A 19602-nucleotide genomic window follows, 5' to 3' on the forward strand; every position below is an offset into this window, starting at 1 on the left:
CATGAACGACGACGCGGTGTTTCGTGCTCTCGCGGACCCAAGCCGCAGGCTGCTACTGGACCGGTTGCACGCGAAGAATGGCCAGACGCTCGGCGATCTGTGTCAGGGCCTCGCCATGTCGCGTCAGGCGGTCACGAAGCATCTCGCGATCCTCGAAGAAGCGAACCTCGTCGCGTGCCAGCGACACGGCCGCGAGAAGCTGCATTTCATCAATCCCGTTCCGATCAACGAGATCGCCGAGCGCTGGATCGGCAAGTTCGAGCGGCCGAGACTCAGCGCCCTGTCCGACCTCAAGAAGACCCTCGAAGGAGAAGATCATGACTGACGCGCCCACTTCCACATTCGTCTATGTCACGTTCATCCGCACCACGCCCGAGAAGGTATGGACGGCGCTGACGAGCCCCGAATTCGTGAAGCAATACTGGTTCGGGATGCATCAGGAGAGCGACTGGAAGTCCGGCTCGTCGTGGCGCATGGTTTTCGAGGACGGCCGCGTCGCGGATGCGGGCGAAGTCCTGGAGAGCGATCCGCCGCGCCGCCTCGTGCTGAAATGGCGCAACGAGTTCAAGCCGGAACTGGCGGCCGAAGGTTTCTCACGCTGCGTGTACGAGATCGAATCCGTCGATGGCGCAACGAAGCTGACCATCACCCATTCGATCGACCGCGCCGATTCGAAGCTCATACACGCCGTGTCGGGCGGATGGCCGCGCATTCTCTCGAACCTCAAGTCGCTGCTCGAAACGGGCGAAGTCGTGTTTGCGAAGAAGGTAGACTGACTCTCCTTCATCGGCCCGGCAGAGAGCGAACCTTATGAGCATCGACACGCGTTCCATCGCAAACGACACCTGGCCCGCGCAAGGCCTCGCGCCCACGCGCGAGCAGATCGTGCGGCATCTGCGGCACGCGAGCGCCGTCGCCGAACGCGCGACGCTGATGGGCCATCATCCGTTCGGCGCGATCCTCGTCGGACCGGATCAGGAGAGCGTGCTGATGGAGCAAGGCAACGTCGATACGGTGAATCACGCCGAGTCGGTACTGGCGCGCGTTGCGGCGCTCAACTTCACGCCAGAGTATTTGTGGAGTTGCACGCTCTACACGACGGTCGAGCCGTGCTGCATGTGCGCGGGGACGGCGTACTGGGCGAACATCGGCCGCGTTGTGTTCGGCATGACCGAAGCGCGCCTGCTCGAAGCCACCGGCGACCACGCCGAGAACCCGACGATGAGCGTCGCGTCGCGCTATGTCTTCGATCACTGCCAGAAGACCGTTGATCTGATCGGGCCGGTGGCCGAGGTCGAAGAGGAAGTGCTGCGCGTGCAGCGCGAATTTTGGGCGAAACGCTGAAGCACCGTAACGCTTGCCGACGCCCCCGCTCGCGTCGGCACATCTTTCCCCCGTCAAACTATTTCTCCATCGCCGTGCATCCGTCCGGATCGCGCGCTCGTAATTGCATCTGAAGACGGCACACAAGCTCGCGCAAGTTCGCGACCGATGCCGCTTCGCGCCCGCGAGTCCACATCGTCCTATCGCGCAAGGCCGTCTCTTGTCCCCAGAGCGCGCTGCTTCGCAGGCATGCCGACAACCAGCGAATCCATGAAGGAGATGACCATGAACGATGCATCGGTGCTAATGGGTGTGATGGACCGCCGCGGTGAGCGGCGCGCGCAACGCCGCCAGTTCTTTCGCAATGCTGGCGGTCTGGGGCTCGGTCTGATCGGCGGCACGCTGATCAGCGCATGCGGCGGCGGCTCGGGCAGCAACGTGATGGCGAGCACGACCACGCCAACCGACGAAGAGATCCTCAACTTCGCGCTCAACCTCGAATATCTGGAAGCGCAGTTCTATGCGTACGCGGTGACGGGCGCCGGATTGCCCGCCGGCATGCTCGGCGGACAAGGCACGCAGGGCGCCGTGATCGGCGGATCGCAGGTGCCGTTCCAGGACCCGCTCGTCGCGCAATACGCGAAGGAGATCGCACGCGACGAGATGGAGCACGTCGCCTTCCTGCGCACGGCGTTGGGCGGCTCGGCGGTGGCGCAACCGGCGATCGATATCGGCGGCACCGATCCGAACGGCGCGTTCTCGACGGCGGCGCGCGCGGCGGGACTGGTCGGCGCGGGCGTCGCGTTCAATCCGTACCTGAACGACAACAACTTCCTGCTCGGCGCGTTCATCTTCGAGGATGTCGGCGTGACCGCGTACAAGGGCGCGTCGCCGCTGATCACGAACAAGACGTATCTCGAAGCGGCGGCCGGCATCCTTGCGGCCGAGGCGTATCACGCGGGCATCGTGCGCACGACGCTCTATGCGAAAGGCCTGCAGACGCCGAGCCTGCGCACAGCCGCCGGAGCGATTTCGGACGCACGCGACAGTCTCGACAACACCGTCGACGACGACCAGGGCATCGTCGGCGCGACGCCCGACATCGCCAACATCGTCCCGCTCGATCAGAACGGCCTCGCGTTCAGCCGCAGCCCCGGCGACGTGCTCAACATCGTGTATCTCACGAGCGCGGCGGCCACCAAGGGCGGGTTCTTCCCGGCGGGCGTCAACGGGACGCTGCATATGAGTTCGTGATCATTGTGCGCGTTGGACAAGACCACGCAACACGGACTCGAGGCCGATGTCGCCCTTCACGATATCGGCCGCGTCGTGTTCGAACGCGATCCAGCCTTCGTTGAAGCCGTCGAGCATCTGGATGCGCGGCATCGGATCTTTGGTGCCTTGCGAACGAAATAGCGCGCCCCATGTTTCGCGCTCGACGGCTTCCGCACTCACCGGACGACCGAGGATGCGCGCGAACGTCGCGGCAAGGTCGTTGGGCGTCACGCGCTGCGGTCCTTCCAGTTCAACGATGCGATGGCCGCTCCAATCATCCATCAACAACCGCGCGGCGACGCGCCCTATGTCCGCCGTCGCGACCATAGGCACGGGTTTGTCGAGCGGTTGCAGAAAACTCGCGATCACGCCCGTATCGCGCGCGGACGCCACGTCCCACGCGGCGTTCTCCATGAACCACGCAGGACGCAGGAACGTGACTGGCATCGGCAGACCGGCGAAGGCGCGTTCCATCAGCGTGCGTTGTGTCAGCAGGTTCGATTGCGTGGCCTGCGCGCCGATCGTCGAAAGACACACGACCCTGCCCGGACGAGCCGCTTCGAGCGCGGTCATCACGGAGTCGATGACGGCGCGCGCTTCCGGAAAACCGGGCGCCGGATCGAACTCGGGCGGCGGCAGAATGAAGACGCCATCGGCGCCTTCGACCGCTTTCGTCAGCGCCGCCGCGTCGGTCACATCGGCGAGTGCGAGTTCGCAGCCGCGTTCGGTCCACGCACGTCCCTTGCCCGAGTCGCGCACGACGGCGCGCACGTCCTGCTGCGCTGCCAACAACGCATCTGCGAGCGCCCCGCCGACCTGTCCGGTGATGCCTGTGATTGCATGCATGATTCACTCCTTTTCGATGACTGAGTGCATGATAGGCGCCGGCGACCGTTGATGGAATCGACTGCGTGTCACATAATTAGTGACTTCGAATCACGAGTGATGAACATGAATTTCGATGGACGGATGCTCGCGAACGTCAGCGTTCTCGCGGCGATCGTGGAAAGCGGCAGCTTCGCGCGCGCCGCCGAGACGCTGGGCCTGACACCTTCCGGCGTGAGCCGCGCGCTCGGCCGGCTGGAGTCTCGCATAGGCGTGCGTCTCTTCGACCGCACGACGCGCTCGGTCGCCCTCACCGACGAAGGCCGCCGTCTCTACGAAGACATCGCCCCTTTGATTGCTGGCATCGGCGATGCGATGACACTCACCGCGGGATCGTCGGAAGCGGTGCGCGGGCGCTTGCGCGTGAACGTCGATCCGTTCTTCTCGCGACGGATGCTCGCTCCGCACATCGCGAAGTTCCTCGACCGCTATCCGGAGATTTCGCTCGAACTCGCGTCGCGTGAACAACTGGGCGACCTGATCGCAGAGGGTTTCGACATTGCCGTGCGCTTCGGACAGCCGCCCGCCTCGTCGCTCGTCGCGCGAAAATTGCTCGATACGCGCACCGTGACGGTCGCGTCGCCCGCATATATCCGCAAGCACGGACAGCCCGAAACGCCCCCCGATCTCGCCGATCACGCGTGCATCCAGATGCGCAGCACGGTGACGGGGCAGCCGCTCGAATGGGCGTACAAGTCGGGGCGCAAGGTCATTCCGGCGAAGACGTCGGGGCGCCTCCTCGTGAACGATGCGGGCACGTTGCTCGGCGCGTGTCTCGCGGGCGCGGGCATTGCGCGCATCAAGGCGAGCGGCGTGCAGGAACTGATCGATAAAGGCCGCCTTGTCGAACTGCTCGGCGACTTTACGGGCGAGTCGTTCGCGCTCTATGCGCTTTATCCGTCGCGCCACTTGCCTGCGGCGAAAGTGCGGGCGTTCATCGACTTCGTGATTGAAGTCCTGAAGGCGGATGATGCTTAGCCTGCTCCAGCAGGTTCGATAACACGATCACCTGATTCACCGCGTCGGTTTCCAAACGCGTGAGGCGTGTCGTCGGGAACGTGCGCAGTGCTTCGGCGCGTTCGTTGGCGGTGAGCCTTGCATCGAGCGCGTGCGCGACCGCGCGCACCCACGCGACCAGACGCTCGTCGGTCGTCGCGACGCCGACGGTGAGCCGTGCGCGCGTCGCCGTCCCCGCGATGCGCCGCAACAGCGCGAGCGCGGTCGAGCCAAATTCCTCCGTCGCAGACGTGTTGAGCCGTTCGAGCCGCAGTCGCGCCAGCGTCTCCTCCGCGTTGTTGCTCGCAAGCCCCGCCCCGCGCCGTGCGTGTTCGATTTCGGCGTCGGCGATGCGGGCCCGCGCGAGTGCCGCTGCAAGGTAAGCGAGATTCGCGCTGATCGCGCGGGCGAGCTTGTCGTCGAAGCTGGCGGGCTCGCGGCTCGGCCATAGGAGGAACGTCGCCGCGAGCGCGATCACGCAGCCGAGCACGTTGTTGCCGAGCCGCGTCGCGGCGTGCACGAATTCGCCCGCGCCGACGCTCGCCGCGAAGTCCGCGACGAGCACGAAGCTCGGCGTGATGAAGAACACGAATAGCGCATAGCTGACGGTGCGCAACGCCATCGTCGCGCAGACGAGCGGGAAGACGAAGAGCGAGATCGCGAGCGGCGTATGCACGAACAGCCCGAGGCCGGCCGCGAACAGCGCGCCAGCGACGCTGCCCGCCGCGCGTTCGACGCTGCGTGTCCAGCTCGTCGCGAGCGACGGCTGGAGAATCAAAAGCGTCGCCATCGTCGCCCAGTAGCCGAACGGCACCTGAAGCGTGCGGACGATGAGGAACGCGAGCGTCGTCGCCACACCGACGCGCGCCGCGTGCCGCATCCCGATCGATTCGATCGACGCATTCGCCTTCACCGTTTCGCCCGCGCGCCGCAGGACACTCAGCAACGCGGCGCGCCAGTCCTTGAGCGGCGCGGCCGCTTCGACCTCGGCCGGCTCCGTGCAGAATTCAAGCGACGTCCGCTCGCCGATCGCCGCGTCGAGCCGCTTACCGAGCGCGTGCAGGCGCTCGTGCGGTTCCGTCGACGGCGCTCCGGTCTCGCCGGTCACGATCTCGGCCAGGCGCTGCAGCGTCGCCGCGATGCCGTTCAACGCGCGCGCCGCGCGACGGGGATTCGGCAGCGTGTCGCGGCCGCGCTCGCAGGTGTCGGTCACGGCGATCAGGTACGCGAAGATCTGCTCGCTGTTGGCGAGCGCAATCAGCAGATCGCCGTAGGTGAGGCGCCGGTCCGTGCGCGCTGACGGCATTTTGCCGAGCGCCGCGCGTGCCGTTTCCACCGCGCCGCGCGCCTGGCCCCGGAACGTCGACGCATGCGCGGCCCATTGCGCTGCGTCGGCGTCATCGCTTTCGAGCAGGCGGGCGCAGTCGCGCGCCATGTCGGCGAGACGCAGGTACGCCGCGCGCAGCGCCGCGCGGGGCGGGCCGAACGGATGAATACGCCAGACGGTGAAACTGAGCAGCGTCGCGAACGCGCAGCCGAGGAAGTAGAGCAGCAGGAAGCGCGCATCTTCCACGCCGCCGTGCATCGGCCGGTCGACCATCACGACGCACGCCGTCGCGCCGAGAATCGCCACTTGCGATGCTGCCGCGCCGAAGATGCGCGCCCCTGCGCCGAGCATCGAAAACACCAGCACTGCCGCGGTCGCTGGCGCCGCGCCGAGTCCGGACGCCCACGCGGTCAACCCGCCGCAGAGCGTCGAGAGGAATGCGAACGCCGTCATCGATGCGAAGCGCATGCGGTTGGTACCGGCGGCATCGGCGAGGCAGGTCCAGAAGGCACCGATCGCCGCGTATGAAAAGTCCGGCTCGTGCAGCAACTGACCGAGCAGGAGCATCGCCGTCGATGCGCACGCCGCGCGCAGCCCTTCCGACAGGTTCGCCTCGGCAAACGCCAGCGACAACATCCACGCCGGGCGGCGCCGCGCGAGCGCGTCGAGGAATGCGGACCACGTCCGCGCGTGGCGGCCCGTCACGGTCGCCGACCAGGTGCGGAAGTCGTCCAGATAGCGCATGCATCGGCCTCGAAATCGTGCGGTCGTTCGCTTCATGCGAGCGCACCGCGCTGCCCGCGACGAATTTTTCGCGAACTTGACAGGCAATTATGAACGGGGCAATTTTGTGTTGCGACGCAGCAAAACGTGTGCCCCGGCCCTTCTCTTCTACGCGAGGCGAGTCATGTGGAAAGTCATTCTTTGCGGTGGTGTGATCGTCATGGCGTCGACTTCCGTATCGGGCGAATCGGCGACATCGGGGAGTGCCGCGAGTCAGGCCCTGCTTCACGAATCGGCAGCGGATCAGGAAATACGCGTCGCAAGCATGGCGCCGTCCGCGATGCGCACGAGTTACGACAGCGGACCGTGCGGCGCGAATGCACGCCGTGTGCAGATCGACATGCGCGGTTCCATCGATGGCGGCGCGCGCTGCAAGCTCTATTCGAGCGAGGACGAGTGAGTTTTTTTGGGGCGCCGCTCGTTTTGTCCAGCGCGAGCGGCGACTGAAGCGCTAACGCATCAATGCGCTTCGTGCTTCACGTGCTTGGCGTGGGGAGACTTGTGGTGATGATGCGTCGACTTGGCAAGCGCCGCAGTCGAAACGGCGAAGGTAGCGAGAAGCAAAACGGCAATACTTTTTTTAGCGAAAGCTTTCATCTGACAGTCCACGTTGTAAGGTCGGTTTGGCCGCATCGGCGATGGTTTGTCGATGCCGGGTCAGTCTAGCGTGTCAATTTTGGATTGTCGGCATTTGCGCGCGCATTACCTCCCGCGTAATTGTTCTCCCTCCCTCGAATTGCGACGATGAAGTCATCGAACGGCCCAACGCCGTGCGACTTTCAACCGCTTCGATCGAGGAGAACGACATGCTCGCCAACGCAATCACCCGCCCCAACTTCGTCACGACCCCCGACGGCGTCGAACTCTTCTATCGCGACTGGGGCACAGGCCGGCCGATCGTCTTCGTCGGCAGCTACTCGCTCCCGAGCGACATGTGGGCTACCAGATGCTGCCGCTCACGCGCGCGGGCTTTCGCTGCGTCGCATTCGACCGCCGCGGCCACGGACGATCGAGCGACCCGGGCCGCGGCTACGACTACGACACCCTCGCCGACGACATCGCCGCCGTCATCGAATCCCTCGACCTGCGCGACGTCACGCTCGTCGGTTATTCGATGGGCGGCGCCGAAGCCGTGCGCCACGTCACCCGCCACGGCACGGCGCGCGTCGCGCGGCTCGTGCTGATCGCCGCCACGCTGCCGATGCTCGCGAAGACGCCTGACAATCCCGACGGCATCGAGCGCGCCCACGTCGACGCCTTCCAGCGCGATCTCGCCACCGACTATCCGCGCTGGCTCGCCGAAAATGCGCGGCCGTTTGCGGGGCCGGACGTATCGGAGGCGATGATCGAATGGATTTGCGAGATGGCGTTGCGCACGTCACCGCTTGCGCTGCACGAGTGCTACGAGACGATCAACGGCGGCGATTTCCGCGCGGAACTCGAGGCGCTCGATTTGCCGACGCTCGTCGTGCAAGGCGACGACGACGTATCGAATCCGCTCGAGCTGACGTCCCGTCGAACGGCCGCGCTCGTGCCGAACGCGCGGCTCGTCGTGTATGAAGGCGCGCCGCACGGGGTCTTTCTGAGCCACACGGAGCGCCTGAACGCCGACATCCGCCGGTTCGCGAGCGAAGCGTGAGCCCTTTGTGCGCGGTGGTGCTATGTTGGGAACACGAAAACCCCGGAGCATCGCGATGATCTTCCATGCATCGATACCCGCGAAACAACCCGAGCGCGTCGCCGGCGTGATCGCCGAATTGTGGGACGGGTTCGCCGCGCCCTTTGCCGCGTTCCCCGGTTCGTGGATGGCGGTCGCGGGCGACGAGCGCGGCACCGTGCTGGAGGTGTATCCGGCAGACCGCGTCCTGCGTCCGGGCGACGCCGACTTCATTCCCGGCGACGCGCCTCCGGCCGGCTACAGCGCATTTCACCTCGCCATCGCGACAAAGCTGCCGGCGGAAGACGTGATCGCGATCGGCGCGCGCGAAGGCTGGCGCGCCGTGCGCTGCACGCGCGGCAATCACTTCTTCGATGTGATCGAACTGTGGATCGATAACGTCACGCTGATCGAATGCCTGACGCCCGAGATGCAGGCGCAATACTTGGCCTTCGCGACGCCAGACACGTTCCGCGCGATGGCGGGCGCGGGCGCACGCTAGAAACCGCGCTTGGAAGGCTCTTTCGCGACACCAAGCATCAGCGCAAGTCCGCTCAACAGCAGCAATCCGGCCAGCAGGTAAACAGCGAGATCCATACTGCCGGTCGTCGTGCGAATCTGGCCGATGACCCACGGACTCACGATCCCGCTCGTGATCCCGATGCTGCTGATGAATGCGATGCCGGCCGCCGCAGTCTTGCCCGTCAGATAGCTCGGCGGCACCGACCAGAAGATCGGCAGCGCGGCGAAAATCAGCACGCAGGCGACCGAGAGGATCGCGAGCATCGCCGGGAAGCTCGGCAGGTGCAGCGTGAGCGCCGAGAGCGCGAGGCCGCCGCCGATCGTGCAGAACGCGAAGTGCTTGCGGCGCTCATTCACGCGGTCCGAATGGCGCGCGATCAGAATCAACCCGACCGCGCCGATCGCATTCGGCACGACCGAATACAGGCTCACCGACACGACGTCCTTGATGCCGAAATCGCGGATCATCAGCGGCATCCAGAAGCTCAGCGTCAGCGAAGCGCACGTCAGCGAAAAGTAGATGAAGGCGAAGAGATAGACGCGCGGATTGCGCAGCGCGTCCAGCAGACTGTGCGAATCGTGAGCGTTTGGCGCGGCGTGGCTTTCCGCGCACAGCGTTTCGAGCCGATCTCGCTCGAAGGGCGTGAGCCACTTCGCGTGGCGCGGCGAATCGACGAGATAGAAGAGCGCCACGAAAGCGAGCAGCACGGCCGGCGCGCCTTCGATAGCGAACATCCACTGCCAGCCGAAGAGGCCGAGCACGCCGCCCATGTCGCGCATGATCCAGCCGGACACGAGCCCGCCGAACACACCCGCCACCGCGACGCCCGCGAAGAACACCGACAGCACCGCCGCACGCCGGCTCGCAGGGAACCAGTAGGTCAGATACAGCACGATGCCGGGGAAAAAACCCGCCTCGAACACGCCAAGCATGAAGCGCAACAAATAGAAGTGGCCGGGCGTCGAAACGAACATCATCCCGACCGAGGCAAGTCCCCACAGCAGCATGATCCGCGTGAAGGTGCGGCGCGCGCCGTACTTTGCGAGCAGCAGGTTGCTCGGCACCTCGAACATCACGTAGCCGATATAGAACACGGCGGCGCCGAGGCCGTACATCGCGTCGCTGAAACCGAGATCGTGCTTCATCTGCAACTGCGCGAAGCCGATATTGATGCGGTCGAGAAACGACACCACGTAGCAAAGAAACAGGAACGGGATGATCCGCCAAGCGACCTTGCGCAACAGCAGGTCGTCCTCATCCGCGACGGCGGTCACGGGGACCGTCGCCGTACTGATCGGCTTCGACATGTCTCACTCCAGGAACAGGATGGCCGGCGTCTGATGCGCCGTGGATTGAATTGAAGAGGGACGCGAACGGCGGGCGCCGTTCGCGGTGATCACGTTAAAGCGCGCTCATTCCTGCAGCGCGGCCCACATGTCCTTGTCGCGCTGCGCCGTCCAGATGCGCGGATGGGTGATGCCGCTCGCTTCGTCGAAGGCGCGCGAGACGTCGAACGGCAGGCAGTGCTCGTAGATGAACACATGGCCGAACTTCGGGTCCATCGATTTACGGGTATGCGCCATCGCGCCCTTCAGGTCGAGCTTCTCCTCGACGGCTTCGCGGCCCGCCTGCAGGAGCGTCGTCACGAAGTCCTTCGTGTAGTCGATGCCCTTAATCACGTCCGCCGGCGACAGCAGCGCGGGGCCGCGTCCGGGCACGAGCTTTTCGGCGTTCAGCGCGCGCAGGGCTTCGAGCGTCGTCGGCCATTGTTCGAGTTGCGCGTCGCCGCAATAACAGGCGGCATCGTATTCGACCAGGTCACCCGAAAACAGCACTTTCTGCGACGGCAGCCAAACAACCGTATCGCCCTTCGTGTGGCCCGAGCCAAGATGCGCGATCTTCACTTCGAGCTTGCCGAGCCACAGCGTGATTTCCTTCTCGAAGACGAGCGTCGGCCAGGTCAGGCCCGGCACCGTTTCGACGCCCGCGAAAAGTCGCGGAAAGCGCTCGATCTCGGATTTCATGTCCTGCTCGCCACGCTCGACGATCATCTCGTAAGTGCCGCGGCTCGCGATCACCTGTTGCGCGCCTTCCGCGAAATACGCCGACGCGCCCAGCACGCGCACCGCGTGGTAGTGCGAGAGGACGACGTACTTGATGGGCTTGTCGGTGACGCTGCGGATTTTCTCGATCAGGTCCTGCGCCATTGCCGGCGTGGCCGTCGTATCGACGATCAGCACGCCATCGTCGCCGATGATCACGCCCGAGTTCGGATCGCCTTCCGCCGTGTACGCGTAGGCGTTCTCCGAGAGCTGCGTGAACGTGATCTTCTTTACTTCCAGGTCGGCCTGGGATGCAAATGCCTTTGCCATATTCGTCTCGCTGAAGTGTTCTGTGAGGGGATGGGGCGATGATCGGCGTCCCCCGAATATTTGTCAACAGCAAGTGTGTTTGCTATATGCAAATTACGGGTAAACGCCGGGTCGCGGGTTCGGTTTCGGTTTTGAGGCGCGTCTCAGCTACCATCTTCCTTTCTCGAAATCTTGCCAACCGGGATTTGCTTGGCCGAACCATCCACAAACGACGCGCCGGAAAAGAAACAGCGCGGCATTCAGAGCGTCGAGGTCGGCGGGCGGCTGCTTGATGCGCTCGCGCGTCATCGCTCGCCGCTCGCCTTGAGCGCCCTCGCCGATGCCGCGCAATTGCCGACGGCGCAGGCGCATACCTATCTCGTCAGCCTGACGCGGCTCGGGCTCGTCAAGCGCGACGCGCTCACCGGCAATTACGAGCCGGGTCCGCTGTCGCTGCGGCTCGGTTTGCTGCAACTCGAACAACAGAGCGCATATCGCGTGGCCGTGCCGCACGTCGCGGCGCTCGCGGAATCGACCGGGTTCAGCGTGGCGGTGTGCGTCGGCGGGCCGCAGGGGCCGACCATCGTGCGTTTCGAGCGCGGCGGGTATCCGCTGCATGTGAATCTGCACGTCGGCACGGTGATGTCGCTCTCGGCGACGGCCACCGGGCGCGTCTTCCGCGCGTTCCACGATCCGGCACAGATCGCCGCGATGCTGGCTAATCAGCAAGACGCGGTGCTTCCCGACGAACGCATCGAGGAAATCCGCGCGCGCGGTATCGAGCGCAGCGTCGATGCGCCGAGCCCCGGCATCAGCAGCCTGAGCGTGCCGGTCGTCGATGCGTCGCAGCGCATGCAACTGGCACTGACCGTGATCGGCCCGTCGGGTTCGATCGATGTCGCGTGGGACGGCCCGGTCGCGCGGGCGCTCCTCGCGACGGCGCGCGACATCGCCGCACTCCTATGACGCCTCCCACCGACGACACCAAAGCCCAGCGCGGCATCAGCGCGCTCGACAACACCGGCGACCTGTTGCTCGCGCTCGTCGGCGCGGGGCGACCGCTTGCCCTGCGCGATCTCGCGGCGGCCGCCGGGATGCCCGCCGCGAAGGCGTTTCCGCATCTGGTGAGTCTGGTCAAGATCGGCCTCCTGACCCGCGACGACGCCGGCCTCTTCGAAGCCGGGCCGCTGAGCCTGGAACTTGGTTTGATCGCGCTCCAGCGCCTTTCGCCGATCCGCGATGCCGAGCCGGAAATCGCCGCCCTCGCCGCCGATACCGGCATGAGCGTCGCGGCGGCGGCGCTCGGGCCGCTCGGGCCGACCGTCGTGCGATTGGAGGAATCGGCGCGGCCGCAGCACGTGAGCTTGCGGATCGGCACGGTGATGTCGCTCGTGAATACGGCGATCGGGCGGGTGTTCGCGGCGCATCTCGCGCGCGACGTGCTCGCGCCGCTGTTGCAGCAGGACGGCATCCGGCTCGCGGGCCGGGCCAGTCCGCCAGACGACGCTTTTGAAGCGCGCCTCGCTTCGATAAAGCATGAAGGCTTCGACACCGCGCTCGGCGCGCCCGTCCCCGGCATCCACACGCTGGCGTCGCCGGTCTTCGATCACACGGGGAGCGTGTGTCTGGTGATCGCGGTGATCGGCTCGTCGGGCGGCTTCGACAGCGATCCTGCCGGCGCGCTCGCGCAGCGCCTGCTGACCGCGACGCGGCGCCTTTCATGGCGCTTCGGCTTCGCTCAAGGCTGATCCGACGGCCTTAGCCCCCGATAAACCTCCGCATAATCCTGCGCCGCCGCTTCCCAGCCGAAGTTCTTCGTCATCGCGCGCCGCATCACCGTTTTCCACTCGGTGCGGCGTGCTTTGAGCGCGAACGCCCGCCGGATCGCCGCGACGATGCCCGGCCGCTCGAACGAATCGAAGACGAAACCGGTCGCGAGATCGTCGGCGAGATTTTCCAGCGACGAATCCACGACCGTGTCCGCGAGACCGCCCACCCGATGCACGAGCGGCAGCGACCCGTAAGCGAGCGCGTACAACTGCGTGAGCCCGCACGGCTCGAAGCGCGACGGCACCATCACGATGTCGCTGCCCGCGATGATCGAATGCGACAGCGTCTCGTCGAAGCCTAGTTCCACCGCCACCGCACCCGGATGCGCCGCCGCCGCGTTCTTCATACCGTTTTCGAGCGCCGGGTCGCCGGTGCCGAGCACGGCGAGCTGTCCGCCACGCTGAACGATGTCCGGAATCGCCGACAGCAGCAGATCCAGCCCCTTTTGCTCCGTCAGACGGCTCACGACGCCGAAAAGCAGCGCGTCGTCGTTGCGTTCGAGCCCCAGACGCTCCTGCAACGCCGCCTTGCATTTCAGCTTGCCGGTGGGCTTGGCGGGCGTGTAGCGGGTGTCGATCGTCGTATCCGTCGACGGATTCCAGATCGAATAATCGACGCCGTTCAAAATGCCGCTGATGTCGTGCGAACGCGTCTGTAGCAAGCCGTGAAGGCCCGCTCCGTGTTGCTGCGTCTGGATCTCGCGCGCGTAGGTGGGGCTCACCGTCGTGATGCGCTCAGCGAAATAGAGCCCCGCCTTCAGGAACGACACATGGCCGTAGAACTCGACGCCATCGACCGCGTAAAAGTCCGCCGGGAGTTGCAGCACGCCGAAGTGCTCGGCCGGGAAGACGCCCTGATACGCCAGGTTGTGCACCGTCATCACCGACGGGATGCGCGGCGCGCCGCTGGAACGCTCGAACGCGCGCAGATAGGCCGGCGCCAAGCCCGCGTGCCAGTCGTGCGCGTGGAGGATGTGGGGATGCCAGTCGGGATCGGCGCCCGTCGCGACGCGCGCCGCTGCCCACGCGAGCAGCGCGAAGCGGCGGTCGTTGTCGCCGTACGGATGATGCGACGCGTCCAGGTACGGGTTGCCCGGACGGTCGTAGAACGAATCGGCCCGCACGACGTACACCACGACGCCGTGCGGCTCCAGAAGACCGCGCTCGAGCCGGACTTCGCCCGCGCCGAACGCGTGGCCGAGCACGGCGACCGGCTCGATGCCGGTCATACCCGCGAGCACTGCCGGAAAACCCGGCAGGATCACGCGCGAATCGGAGCCCAGTTGCGATTGCGCGGGCGGCAGCGCGCCCACGACATCGGCGAGTCCGCCGGTTTTCAACAGCGGATACATCTCAGCTGCGACATGCAGCACGCAAACGGTCATCGGCTCTCCAGTCGATTGCTTTTTTCGGGGGCGCGGCGCAGCAGCTCACCGCGCCGTTATGTGAGCCGTCGCAGCGCCTCCTGCGTGACGAGCGTGATGCCCGTCTCGGTGCGGAAGAAGCGCCGGGCGTCTTCCTCGGCATCCTCGCCGATCACGAGCCCTTCCGGCACGGTGCAACCACGGTCGATCACGACGCGCGTCAGGCGGCAGTTCGGTCCGACGGTCACTTGCGGCAACAATACTGCCTCGTCGATGTGACAGAACGAATGCACCCGCACCGCCGACGACAACACCGACTTCGACACGTGCGAACCCGAAATCACGCATCCGCCGCAAACGAGCAGGTTCGTGATCTCGCCCTGCTCGCCTTTCAGGTCGCGCACGAACTTCGCAGGCGGAAGCTGCTCCTGGTTGGTCCAGATCGGCCATTTGCGGTCGTAGAGATCGAGTTCCGGGATCGTCGAAGCGAGGTCGAGGTTCGCGGCCCAGTACGCGTCGACCGTGCCGACGTCGCGCCAGTAGGCCGGTGCGTTCGGGTCGCTGTCGGAGGTCACGCACGACATGCCGAACGGATGCGCGATCGCGCGGCCGGTCGTCACGACGCGCGGGATGATGTCCTTGCCGAAGTCGTGATCCGTGTTCGATGCCGCGATGTTCTCCTCCAGCAACTGGAACAAGTACTTTGCGTTGAACACGTAGATGCCCATGCTCGCGAGCGCGATGTCCGGCTTGCCGGGCATTGCGGGCGGATCGGCGGGCTTTTCGAGGAAGGCCGTGACGCGGCGGTCCTCATCGACGTGCATCACGCCGAACGCGACCGCCTCCATGCGCGGCACTTCGATACAACCGACCGTGCAGTCCGCGCCGCTTTCGACGTGATCCAGCACCATGCGCGTGTAGTCCATCTTGTAGATGTGGTCGCCCGCCAGCACGACGATGAACTCCGGCGCGATCGACCGGATGATGTCGAGGTTCTGGAACACGGCGTCGGCGGTGCCGCGATACCAGCTCGAATCGACGCGCTGCTGCGCCGGCCAGATATCGATGAACTCGTTGAACTCGCCGCGCAGAAACCCCCAGCCGCGCTGCAGATGGCGCAGGAGCGAATGCGCCTTGTACTGCGTAACGACGGCGATGCGCCGGATGCCGGAGTTCAGGCAGTTGGACAGCGCGAAATCGATGATCCGGTATTTCCCGCCGAAGTGAACGGCAGGTTTGACCCGCTTGTCGGTCAGCGGTCCGAGCCGTGTACCACGCCCGCCCGCAAGAACGATTGCGAGCGTGGACTTCTGCAAATCGGTGCGATTCTTTGCCAGCGTCTCCATTCCAGCCTCCTGATTTGACTTGCGGTTATTGATGTCTGTCCGTCTTCTGATCGCCCCGCTTTCTTCGTGGATCTGTTTGCTGTATTTCTTTAGCGCATAGGTAGTATGAAAGTGAATGCGCGGCTTTGCGCGTGAAAAGCATTATCGGGCTCACAAGCGAAATAGTGTGCCGGCATTACTCGTTTTTTTCGAGTGGCGAATAATCGTTCGCGTCGGAGAAATAAGCCCCTGTTTAGCGACGAAATAGAGCAATCGCCATGCCGTTTGTTGCATCGGCGCTACCATTTGCGCACCACGCGGGCACACTGGACGACAAAACGTCGCGCCTTTGCACGAGTTTGCAATTAATAACCGAGCGGCAATGCCGCAGCGCGCCAAGGCGCGGCACAATAGGACTCACGCGCCGGGCGGTCCCTTTCGGGCCTTAGTGCTCCGGTGTTCTTTAGCTAAACATGCAATTCGCCGCTCTCGTTTATCGTTTGCGGCGCGCGTGTTGTTTCGACGAACCGAGCATCCCGTTTCAAAGGGCGCCGTCCGCATCCCGGAAGAGATCATGAACAACGTCCTCAGTATTCAGTCGCATGTGGTTTTCGGGCACGCCGGCAATAGCGCGGCGGTGTTCCCGATGCGTCGGCTCGGCGTCAACGTCTGGCCGCTCAATACCGTCCAGTTCTCGAATCACACGCAATACGGCCGCTGGACCGGCAGCGTCTTCGATGCCGACGAATTGCAGAACGTGATCGACGGAATCGGCGCGATCGGCATGCTCGCGCGCTGTAACGCAGTGCTCTCGGGCTTTCTCGGCTCGACCGAGCAAGGGCGCGCGGTGGTCGAAATCGTGCGGACGGTGAAATCGGTGAATCCGCGCGCGATCTTCTTCTGCGACCCGGTCATGGGCGCGACGGGCGGTTGCACCGTCGAGCCGGCCATTCAGGACTTCCTCGTCACGACAATGCCGGACGTCGCCGACGCGATGATGCCCAACCACATCGAACTGGAGAAACTTTCCGGCCGGACGATCGAAACGGTGGAAGACGCCGTCGACGCGTGCCGCGAGGTGATCGGGCGCGGGCCGCGTTTTATTCTGGTGAAGCATCTGATCGACCGGAACAGCCGCGCGGATACGTTCAACATGCTGGTGGTCAGCGCGACGGAGGCGTGGTTCGCGCAGCGGCCGCTGTATCCGTTTGCTCGGCAGCCGGTGGGCGTGGGCGATTTGACGAGCGCGGTGTTCGTCGCGCGCACGCTGCTCGGCGATTCGCTGCGCGACGCGCTCGAGCACACGCTCGCGGCGGTGAACGCGGTAGTGAAGGCGACTTACGAGGCGGGACGCTACGAACTGGAGATCGTCGCTTCGCAGGATGAAATCGCCAAACCGACCGATCGTTTCCCCGCGATTCGCGTCGCCGGCAACGACATGGCGCGGCGTGGCCTTGGCCTCGGCATGGACCTGGGCTTCGACCGCGCCTTCGACTGAGGCCTGAGCATGCGGTGCACCGCGGTGGTGAAGCTCGCGAGGCAGGCGTCGTAGACCGGGCGGCCCGCTGCGAAAACCAGCGGGATCAGGCGCTCGTCGAAATGATGGCGCAGGGTGGGCTCAGTCGCGGTGCGATGAAGGGCGCGGCGGAGGGTATCGAACGGATCGTCGGCGAATTCCTCGTGTTGCGCCCCGAACTCCGCGACGTCTTGCTTCACCAGCGCTTCGAAGACGATGGTCGCCTCGTCTACGGAATCCGGACTAATCGCGCAGATGCGCCATGTGTCGTAGATGTGACGGACAAGCGCTGCGTCGAAACTGCCGCGTTGGCGGCCGTCCCGGTGCCACGCGCAACGCCGGAGCAGCGACAGGATTTTCTCGCCGAGCGTCTCCGCGACGGAGATGCACGGCATCGAAAACGGTTCGGCTGACGCGCGGCCAACCGGATGATCGAGCAGACAACCCATCTCGCGCGGCTCGATTAGGAGCATCGGCGGGCGGTGAATCAGTTCGATTTTAAGTTCGGGGCGCAGGGCAAAGTCGCTGCCGCCGAATTCCGCCCGGTACGCAAGATGCAGGCAGTAATAGCGACGATTGTCGCGTGAGCGCGGATTGTCTTCGTCCTCGGCCTCGATGAGGGTAAAACCCGAACCTTTCAGCCGTTCGCAGACTTCGACCTGCAGTTCGCCCAGGCGACTCCGGTCGCCGCGCCCGCCCGCGAGCGCATAGCCCTCCGGCACTTCATCCAGCACGACCTTGATGTCGATGTCCTCCGACACGCTCGATCAACCCGTGCGCCTTCGCGAGACAGGTGCCACCCGCAAAGATCATCCGCGTCTCGACAGCCACTTCAGCCGGCCGCGTGTCACGCTGCGACCGCCGATCCTTCCGATACGCCGTGTGACTCACGCGAATGCCGGCAAGCGCGGCAAGCGCATCAGTTACGTGAATGTCCTTTTCCAGGATCGCGGGGCGCAAGTGCCCGAGCAAATTTCCAGCGCGTGCGTCTTCGATTTCATTGTGCTGTTCGCGTGCGATCGTTCTCATACTTCACCATCATTCCAGCGACTTCGATTTTGCGGCTGATTCGCCGCTTGCCCGTATCAGCGACCAGTTCCACCGGCATCTGCGTCGTCTTGCGCTCGCTGTATTCGCATATCAGCCGCCCAGGCCGCACGGGGATACCGAGCTTCCTGAATGTCTCCGATGCGATGTTTTCGAGCGACCCCGCCACCGTCAACGTCCCGGTGAATTTGTTGATTCGCGTCTTCGCAAACACGCCTTTGCTCACGCGCACGAGTTTCCCTTTCTCCAGCAATTGCGCGAGCACGCGCGTGATTTGCGCGGCGCTGCCGAGCGGGGCGAGTTCCGAGCGCAGCACGACGGTTCCTTTGCGCAGGCTGATCGATCGGATGATGCGGTCTTCGAGGTTCATGACGTTTTCGCAGGCGTTTTCCAAAAGAGGTCACCATTCTATCAAAATCCGCTAGAACTCATGTGCAGCAATGTGTTGCAAGAACAGTGATTGCTCATCATCAAGCATTTTCTGCAAAAGATCCCGACTATCGCCGAAGCCAATAAAAACCCTTCAGGCGCGCCCCTTGCTCCCACACCAAAAGGCCCGCCTAACTCAAGAAAACGCCAAGGAACGCAATGACCAAACCCCTCGAAGGCCAGATCGCCCTCGTTACCGGCGCGAGTTCCGGCATCGGTTTCGGCGTCGCGCAGGCGCTCGCCGACGCCGGTGCAAGCGTCGCGATCAACTATCACTCGCACGGAGAGCCCGCCGAAACGCTCGCCGCCGACATCGAACATTCCGGCGGCCAGGCTTTCACGATCGGCGCCAACGTCGCCGACGAAGCCGAAATCGACGCCATGTTCGACGCCGTCACAAAGCGCTTCGGCACGATCGACATCGTCGTCGCGAATTCGGGGCTGCAGAAAGACGCGCCGTTCGCCGACATGACACTCGACGACTGGCACACCGTAATGAACGTCAACCTCGCGGGCCAGTTCCTGACCGCCCAGCGCGCCGTGCGCGAATTTCTGCGGCGCGGCCCGCGTCCGGTCTCGAAGGCGCTCGGCAAAATCATCTGCATGAGTTCCGTGCACGAAATCATCCCGTGGGCGGGGCACGTGAACTACGCGGCATCGAAGGGCGGCATCCAGATGATGATGAAATCGCTCGCGCAGGAAGTCGCGCCGCAACGCATCCGCGTGAATTCGATCGCGCCCGGCGCCATTCGCACGCCGATCAACAAGGAAGCCTGGGACAGCAAGGACGCGCTTCAGAAACTTCTCAAGCTGGTGCCGTACGGCCGCATCGGCGAAGTGGACGACATCGGGCGCGCTGCCGTCTGGCTCGCCTCCGACGAAAGCGACTATGTCGTCGGCACGACGCTTTTCGTCGATGGCGGCATGACGCTCTACCCGGGGTTCGCCGGCAATGGCTGAACAAACACAAAC

At 64.6% G+C, this 19602-nt stretch carries 19 protein-coding genes and 2 pseudogenes; 11 read left to right on the plus strand and 10 right to left on the minus strand.

Annotated elements, in window-relative coordinates:
* Position 1 precedes the first annotated feature (1 nt).
* The 4 genes from AWB67_RS15115 to AWB67_RS15130 all read left to right on the plus strand — a co-directional run bounded on the left by AWB67_RS15115 (position 2) and on the right by AWB67_RS15130 (position 2577).
* Positions 2-325, plus strand: coding sequence for an ArsR/SmtB family transcription factor (locus AWB67_RS15115; protein WP_087657061.1), 324 nt, complete (start codon positions 2-4; stop codon positions 323-325).
* Positions 318-776 carry an SRPBCC family protein gene (locus AWB67_RS15120; protein ID WP_087657062.1) on the plus strand — a complete coding sequence of 153 codons (459 nt, stop codon included), beginning with the start codon at positions 318-320 and terminating at the stop codon, positions 774-776. The genes AWB67_RS15115 and AWB67_RS15120 overlap by 8 nt, the downstream gene beginning before the upstream one ends.
* Before the next feature lie 34 nt (positions 777-810).
* Entirely contained in the window at positions 811-1344 is a 534-nt protein-coding gene (locus tag AWB67_RS15125) for a nucleoside deaminase (protein WP_087657063.1), read from the plus strand.
* Positions 1345-1608: 264 nt separating this feature from the next.
* On the plus strand, positions 1609-2577 hold the full coding sequence (locus AWB67_RS15130; RefSeq protein ID WP_087657064.1) for a ferritin-like domain-containing protein: 969 nt from the start codon (positions 1609-1611) through the stop codon (positions 2575-2577).
* Here the strand turns inward: AWB67_RS15130 and AWB67_RS15135 are convergent, their stop codons facing one another.
* Complete coding sequence (locus AWB67_RS15135) at positions 2578-3444, minus strand: NmrA family NAD(P)-binding protein (protein ID WP_087657065.1); 867 nt, start codon at positions 3442-3444, stop codon at positions 2578-2580.
* A gap of 105 nt (positions 3445-3549) precedes the next feature.
* Between AWB67_RS15135 and AWB67_RS15140 the strand changes: the two genes are divergently transcribed.
* On the plus strand, positions 3550-4461 hold the full coding sequence (locus AWB67_RS15140; RefSeq protein WP_087657115.1) for a LysR family transcriptional regulator: 912 nt from the start codon (positions 3550-3552) through the stop codon (positions 4459-4461).
* Here the strand turns inward: AWB67_RS15140 and AWB67_RS15145 are convergent.
* The gene (locus AWB67_RS15145; protein WP_087657066.1) at positions 4418-6550 is read right to left on the minus strand and encodes an FUSC family protein; all 2133 of its coding nucleotides are present in this window, start codon (positions 6548-6550) and stop codon (positions 4418-4420) included. The two genes, AWB67_RS15140 and AWB67_RS15145, sit on opposite strands and share 44 nt — an antisense overlap.
* A 163-nt stretch (positions 6551-6713) precedes the next feature.
* On the opposite strand from AWB67_RS15145, the gene AWB67_RS15150 reads away from it, so the two are divergent.
* Positions 6714-6989: a hypothetical protein gene (locus AWB67_RS15150; RefSeq protein WP_087657067.1), complete on the plus strand. Its 276-nt coding sequence runs from the start codon at positions 6714-6716 to the stop codon at positions 6987-6989.
* 59 nt (positions 6990-7048) lie between these two features.
* On the opposite strand, the gene AWB67_RS40795 is transcribed toward AWB67_RS15150, so the two are convergent.
* Positions 7049-7186: a hypothetical protein gene (locus AWB67_RS40795; protein ID WP_159964847.1), complete on the minus strand. Its 138-nt coding sequence runs from the start codon at positions 7184-7186 to the stop codon at positions 7049-7051.
* 337 nt (positions 7187-7523) lie between these two features.
* Between AWB67_RS40795 and AWB67_RS15155 the strand changes: the two genes are divergently transcribed.
* Positions 7524-8228 (plus strand): alpha/beta fold hydrolase, encoded by a 705-nt coding sequence (locus AWB67_RS15155; RefSeq protein ID WP_235025173.1) that lies wholly within the window; start codon positions 7524-7526, stop codon positions 8226-8228.
* Positions 8229-8283: 55 nt separating this feature from the next.
* The gene (locus tag AWB67_RS15160) at positions 8284-8748 is read left to right on the plus strand and encodes a hypothetical protein (protein WP_087657068.1); all 465 of its coding nucleotides are present in this window, start codon (positions 8284-8286) and stop codon (positions 8746-8748) included.
* Here AWB67_RS15160 and AWB67_RS15165 read toward each other — a convergent pair.
* Both AWB67_RS15165 and AWB67_RS15170 read right to left on the minus strand, forming a co-directional pair.
* The gene (locus tag AWB67_RS15165; RefSeq protein ID WP_087657069.1) at positions 8745-10076 is read right to left on the minus strand and encodes an MFS transporter; all 1332 of its coding nucleotides are present in this window, start codon (positions 10074-10076) and stop codon (positions 8745-8747) included. The genes AWB67_RS15160 and AWB67_RS15165 overlap by 4 nt on opposite strands.
* 105 nt (positions 10077-10181) lie before the next feature.
* Positions 10182-11141, minus strand: a complete 960-nt coding sequence (locus AWB67_RS15170; protein ID WP_087657070.1) for an MBL fold metallo-hydrolase — start codon at positions 11139-11141, stop codon at positions 10182-10184.
* Between the two features lie 183 nt (positions 11142-11324).
* On the opposite strand from AWB67_RS15170, the pseudogene AWB67_RS43760 reads away from it, so the two are divergent.
* Positions 11325-12868: pseudogene (locus AWB67_RS43760) on the plus strand (IclR family transcriptional regulator).
* Here AWB67_RS43760 and glgA read toward each other — a convergent pair.
* On the minus strand, positions 12859-14334 hold the full coding sequence (glgA, locus tag AWB67_RS15185; protein ID WP_087657073.1) for a glycogen synthase GlgA: 1476 nt from the start codon (positions 14332-14334) through the stop codon (positions 12859-12861). The pseudogene AWB67_RS43760 and the gene glgA overlap by 10 nt on opposite strands.
* A 56-nt stretch (positions 14335-14390) precedes the next feature.
* Positions 14391-15659, minus strand: coding sequence for a glucose-1-phosphate adenylyltransferase (glgC, locus tag AWB67_RS15190; protein ID WP_087657074.1), 1269 nt, complete (start codon positions 15657-15659; stop codon positions 14391-14393).
* Positions 15660-16212: 553 nt separating this feature from the next.
* Between glgC and pdxY the strand changes: the two genes are divergently transcribed.
* The gene (pdxY, locus tag AWB67_RS15195; RefSeq protein WP_087657075.1) at positions 16213-17136 is read left to right on the plus strand and encodes a pyridoxal kinase PdxY; all 924 of its coding nucleotides are present in this window, start codon (positions 16213-16215) and stop codon (positions 17134-17136) included.
* A 104-nt stretch (positions 17137-17240) separates the two neighbouring features.
* Here pdxY and AWB67_RS41845 read toward each other — a convergent pair.
* The 3 genes and pseudogenes from AWB67_RS41845 to AWB67_RS15205 form a co-directional block, all read right to left on the minus strand.
* Positions 17241-17915, minus strand: a pseudogene (locus AWB67_RS41845) (nucleotidyl transferase AbiEii/AbiGii toxin family protein); the annotation flags it as partial.
* Complete coding sequence (locus AWB67_RS41850) at positions 17878-18183, minus strand: hypothetical protein (RefSeq protein ID WP_235025180.1); 306 nt, start codon at positions 18181-18183, stop codon at positions 17878-17880. The pseudogene AWB67_RS41845 and the gene AWB67_RS41850, both read right to left, overlap by 38 nt.
* A complete protein-coding gene (locus AWB67_RS15205) occupies positions 18152-18571 on the minus strand; it encodes a DUF6088 family protein (RefSeq protein WP_087657116.1) in 420 nt (139 codons plus the stop codon). Before AWB67_RS15205 ends, AWB67_RS41850 begins: the two co-directional genes overlap by 32 nt.
* 218 nt (positions 18572-18789) lie before the next feature.
* Between AWB67_RS15205 and AWB67_RS15210 the strand changes: the two genes are divergently transcribed.
* Positions 18790-19590 carry an SDR family oxidoreductase gene (locus AWB67_RS15210; protein WP_087657076.1) on the plus strand — a complete coding sequence of 267 codons (801 nt, stop codon included), beginning with the start codon at positions 18790-18792 and terminating at the stop codon, positions 19588-19590.
* Positions 19591-19602 lie beyond the last annotated feature (12 nt).

Origin of the sequence: Caballeronia terrestris (assembly GCF_001544515.1) — a bacterium.
In the GTDB taxonomy this organism is placed as follows: Bacteria; Pseudomonadota; Gammaproteobacteria; order Burkholderiales; family Burkholderiaceae; genus Caballeronia; species Caballeronia terrestris.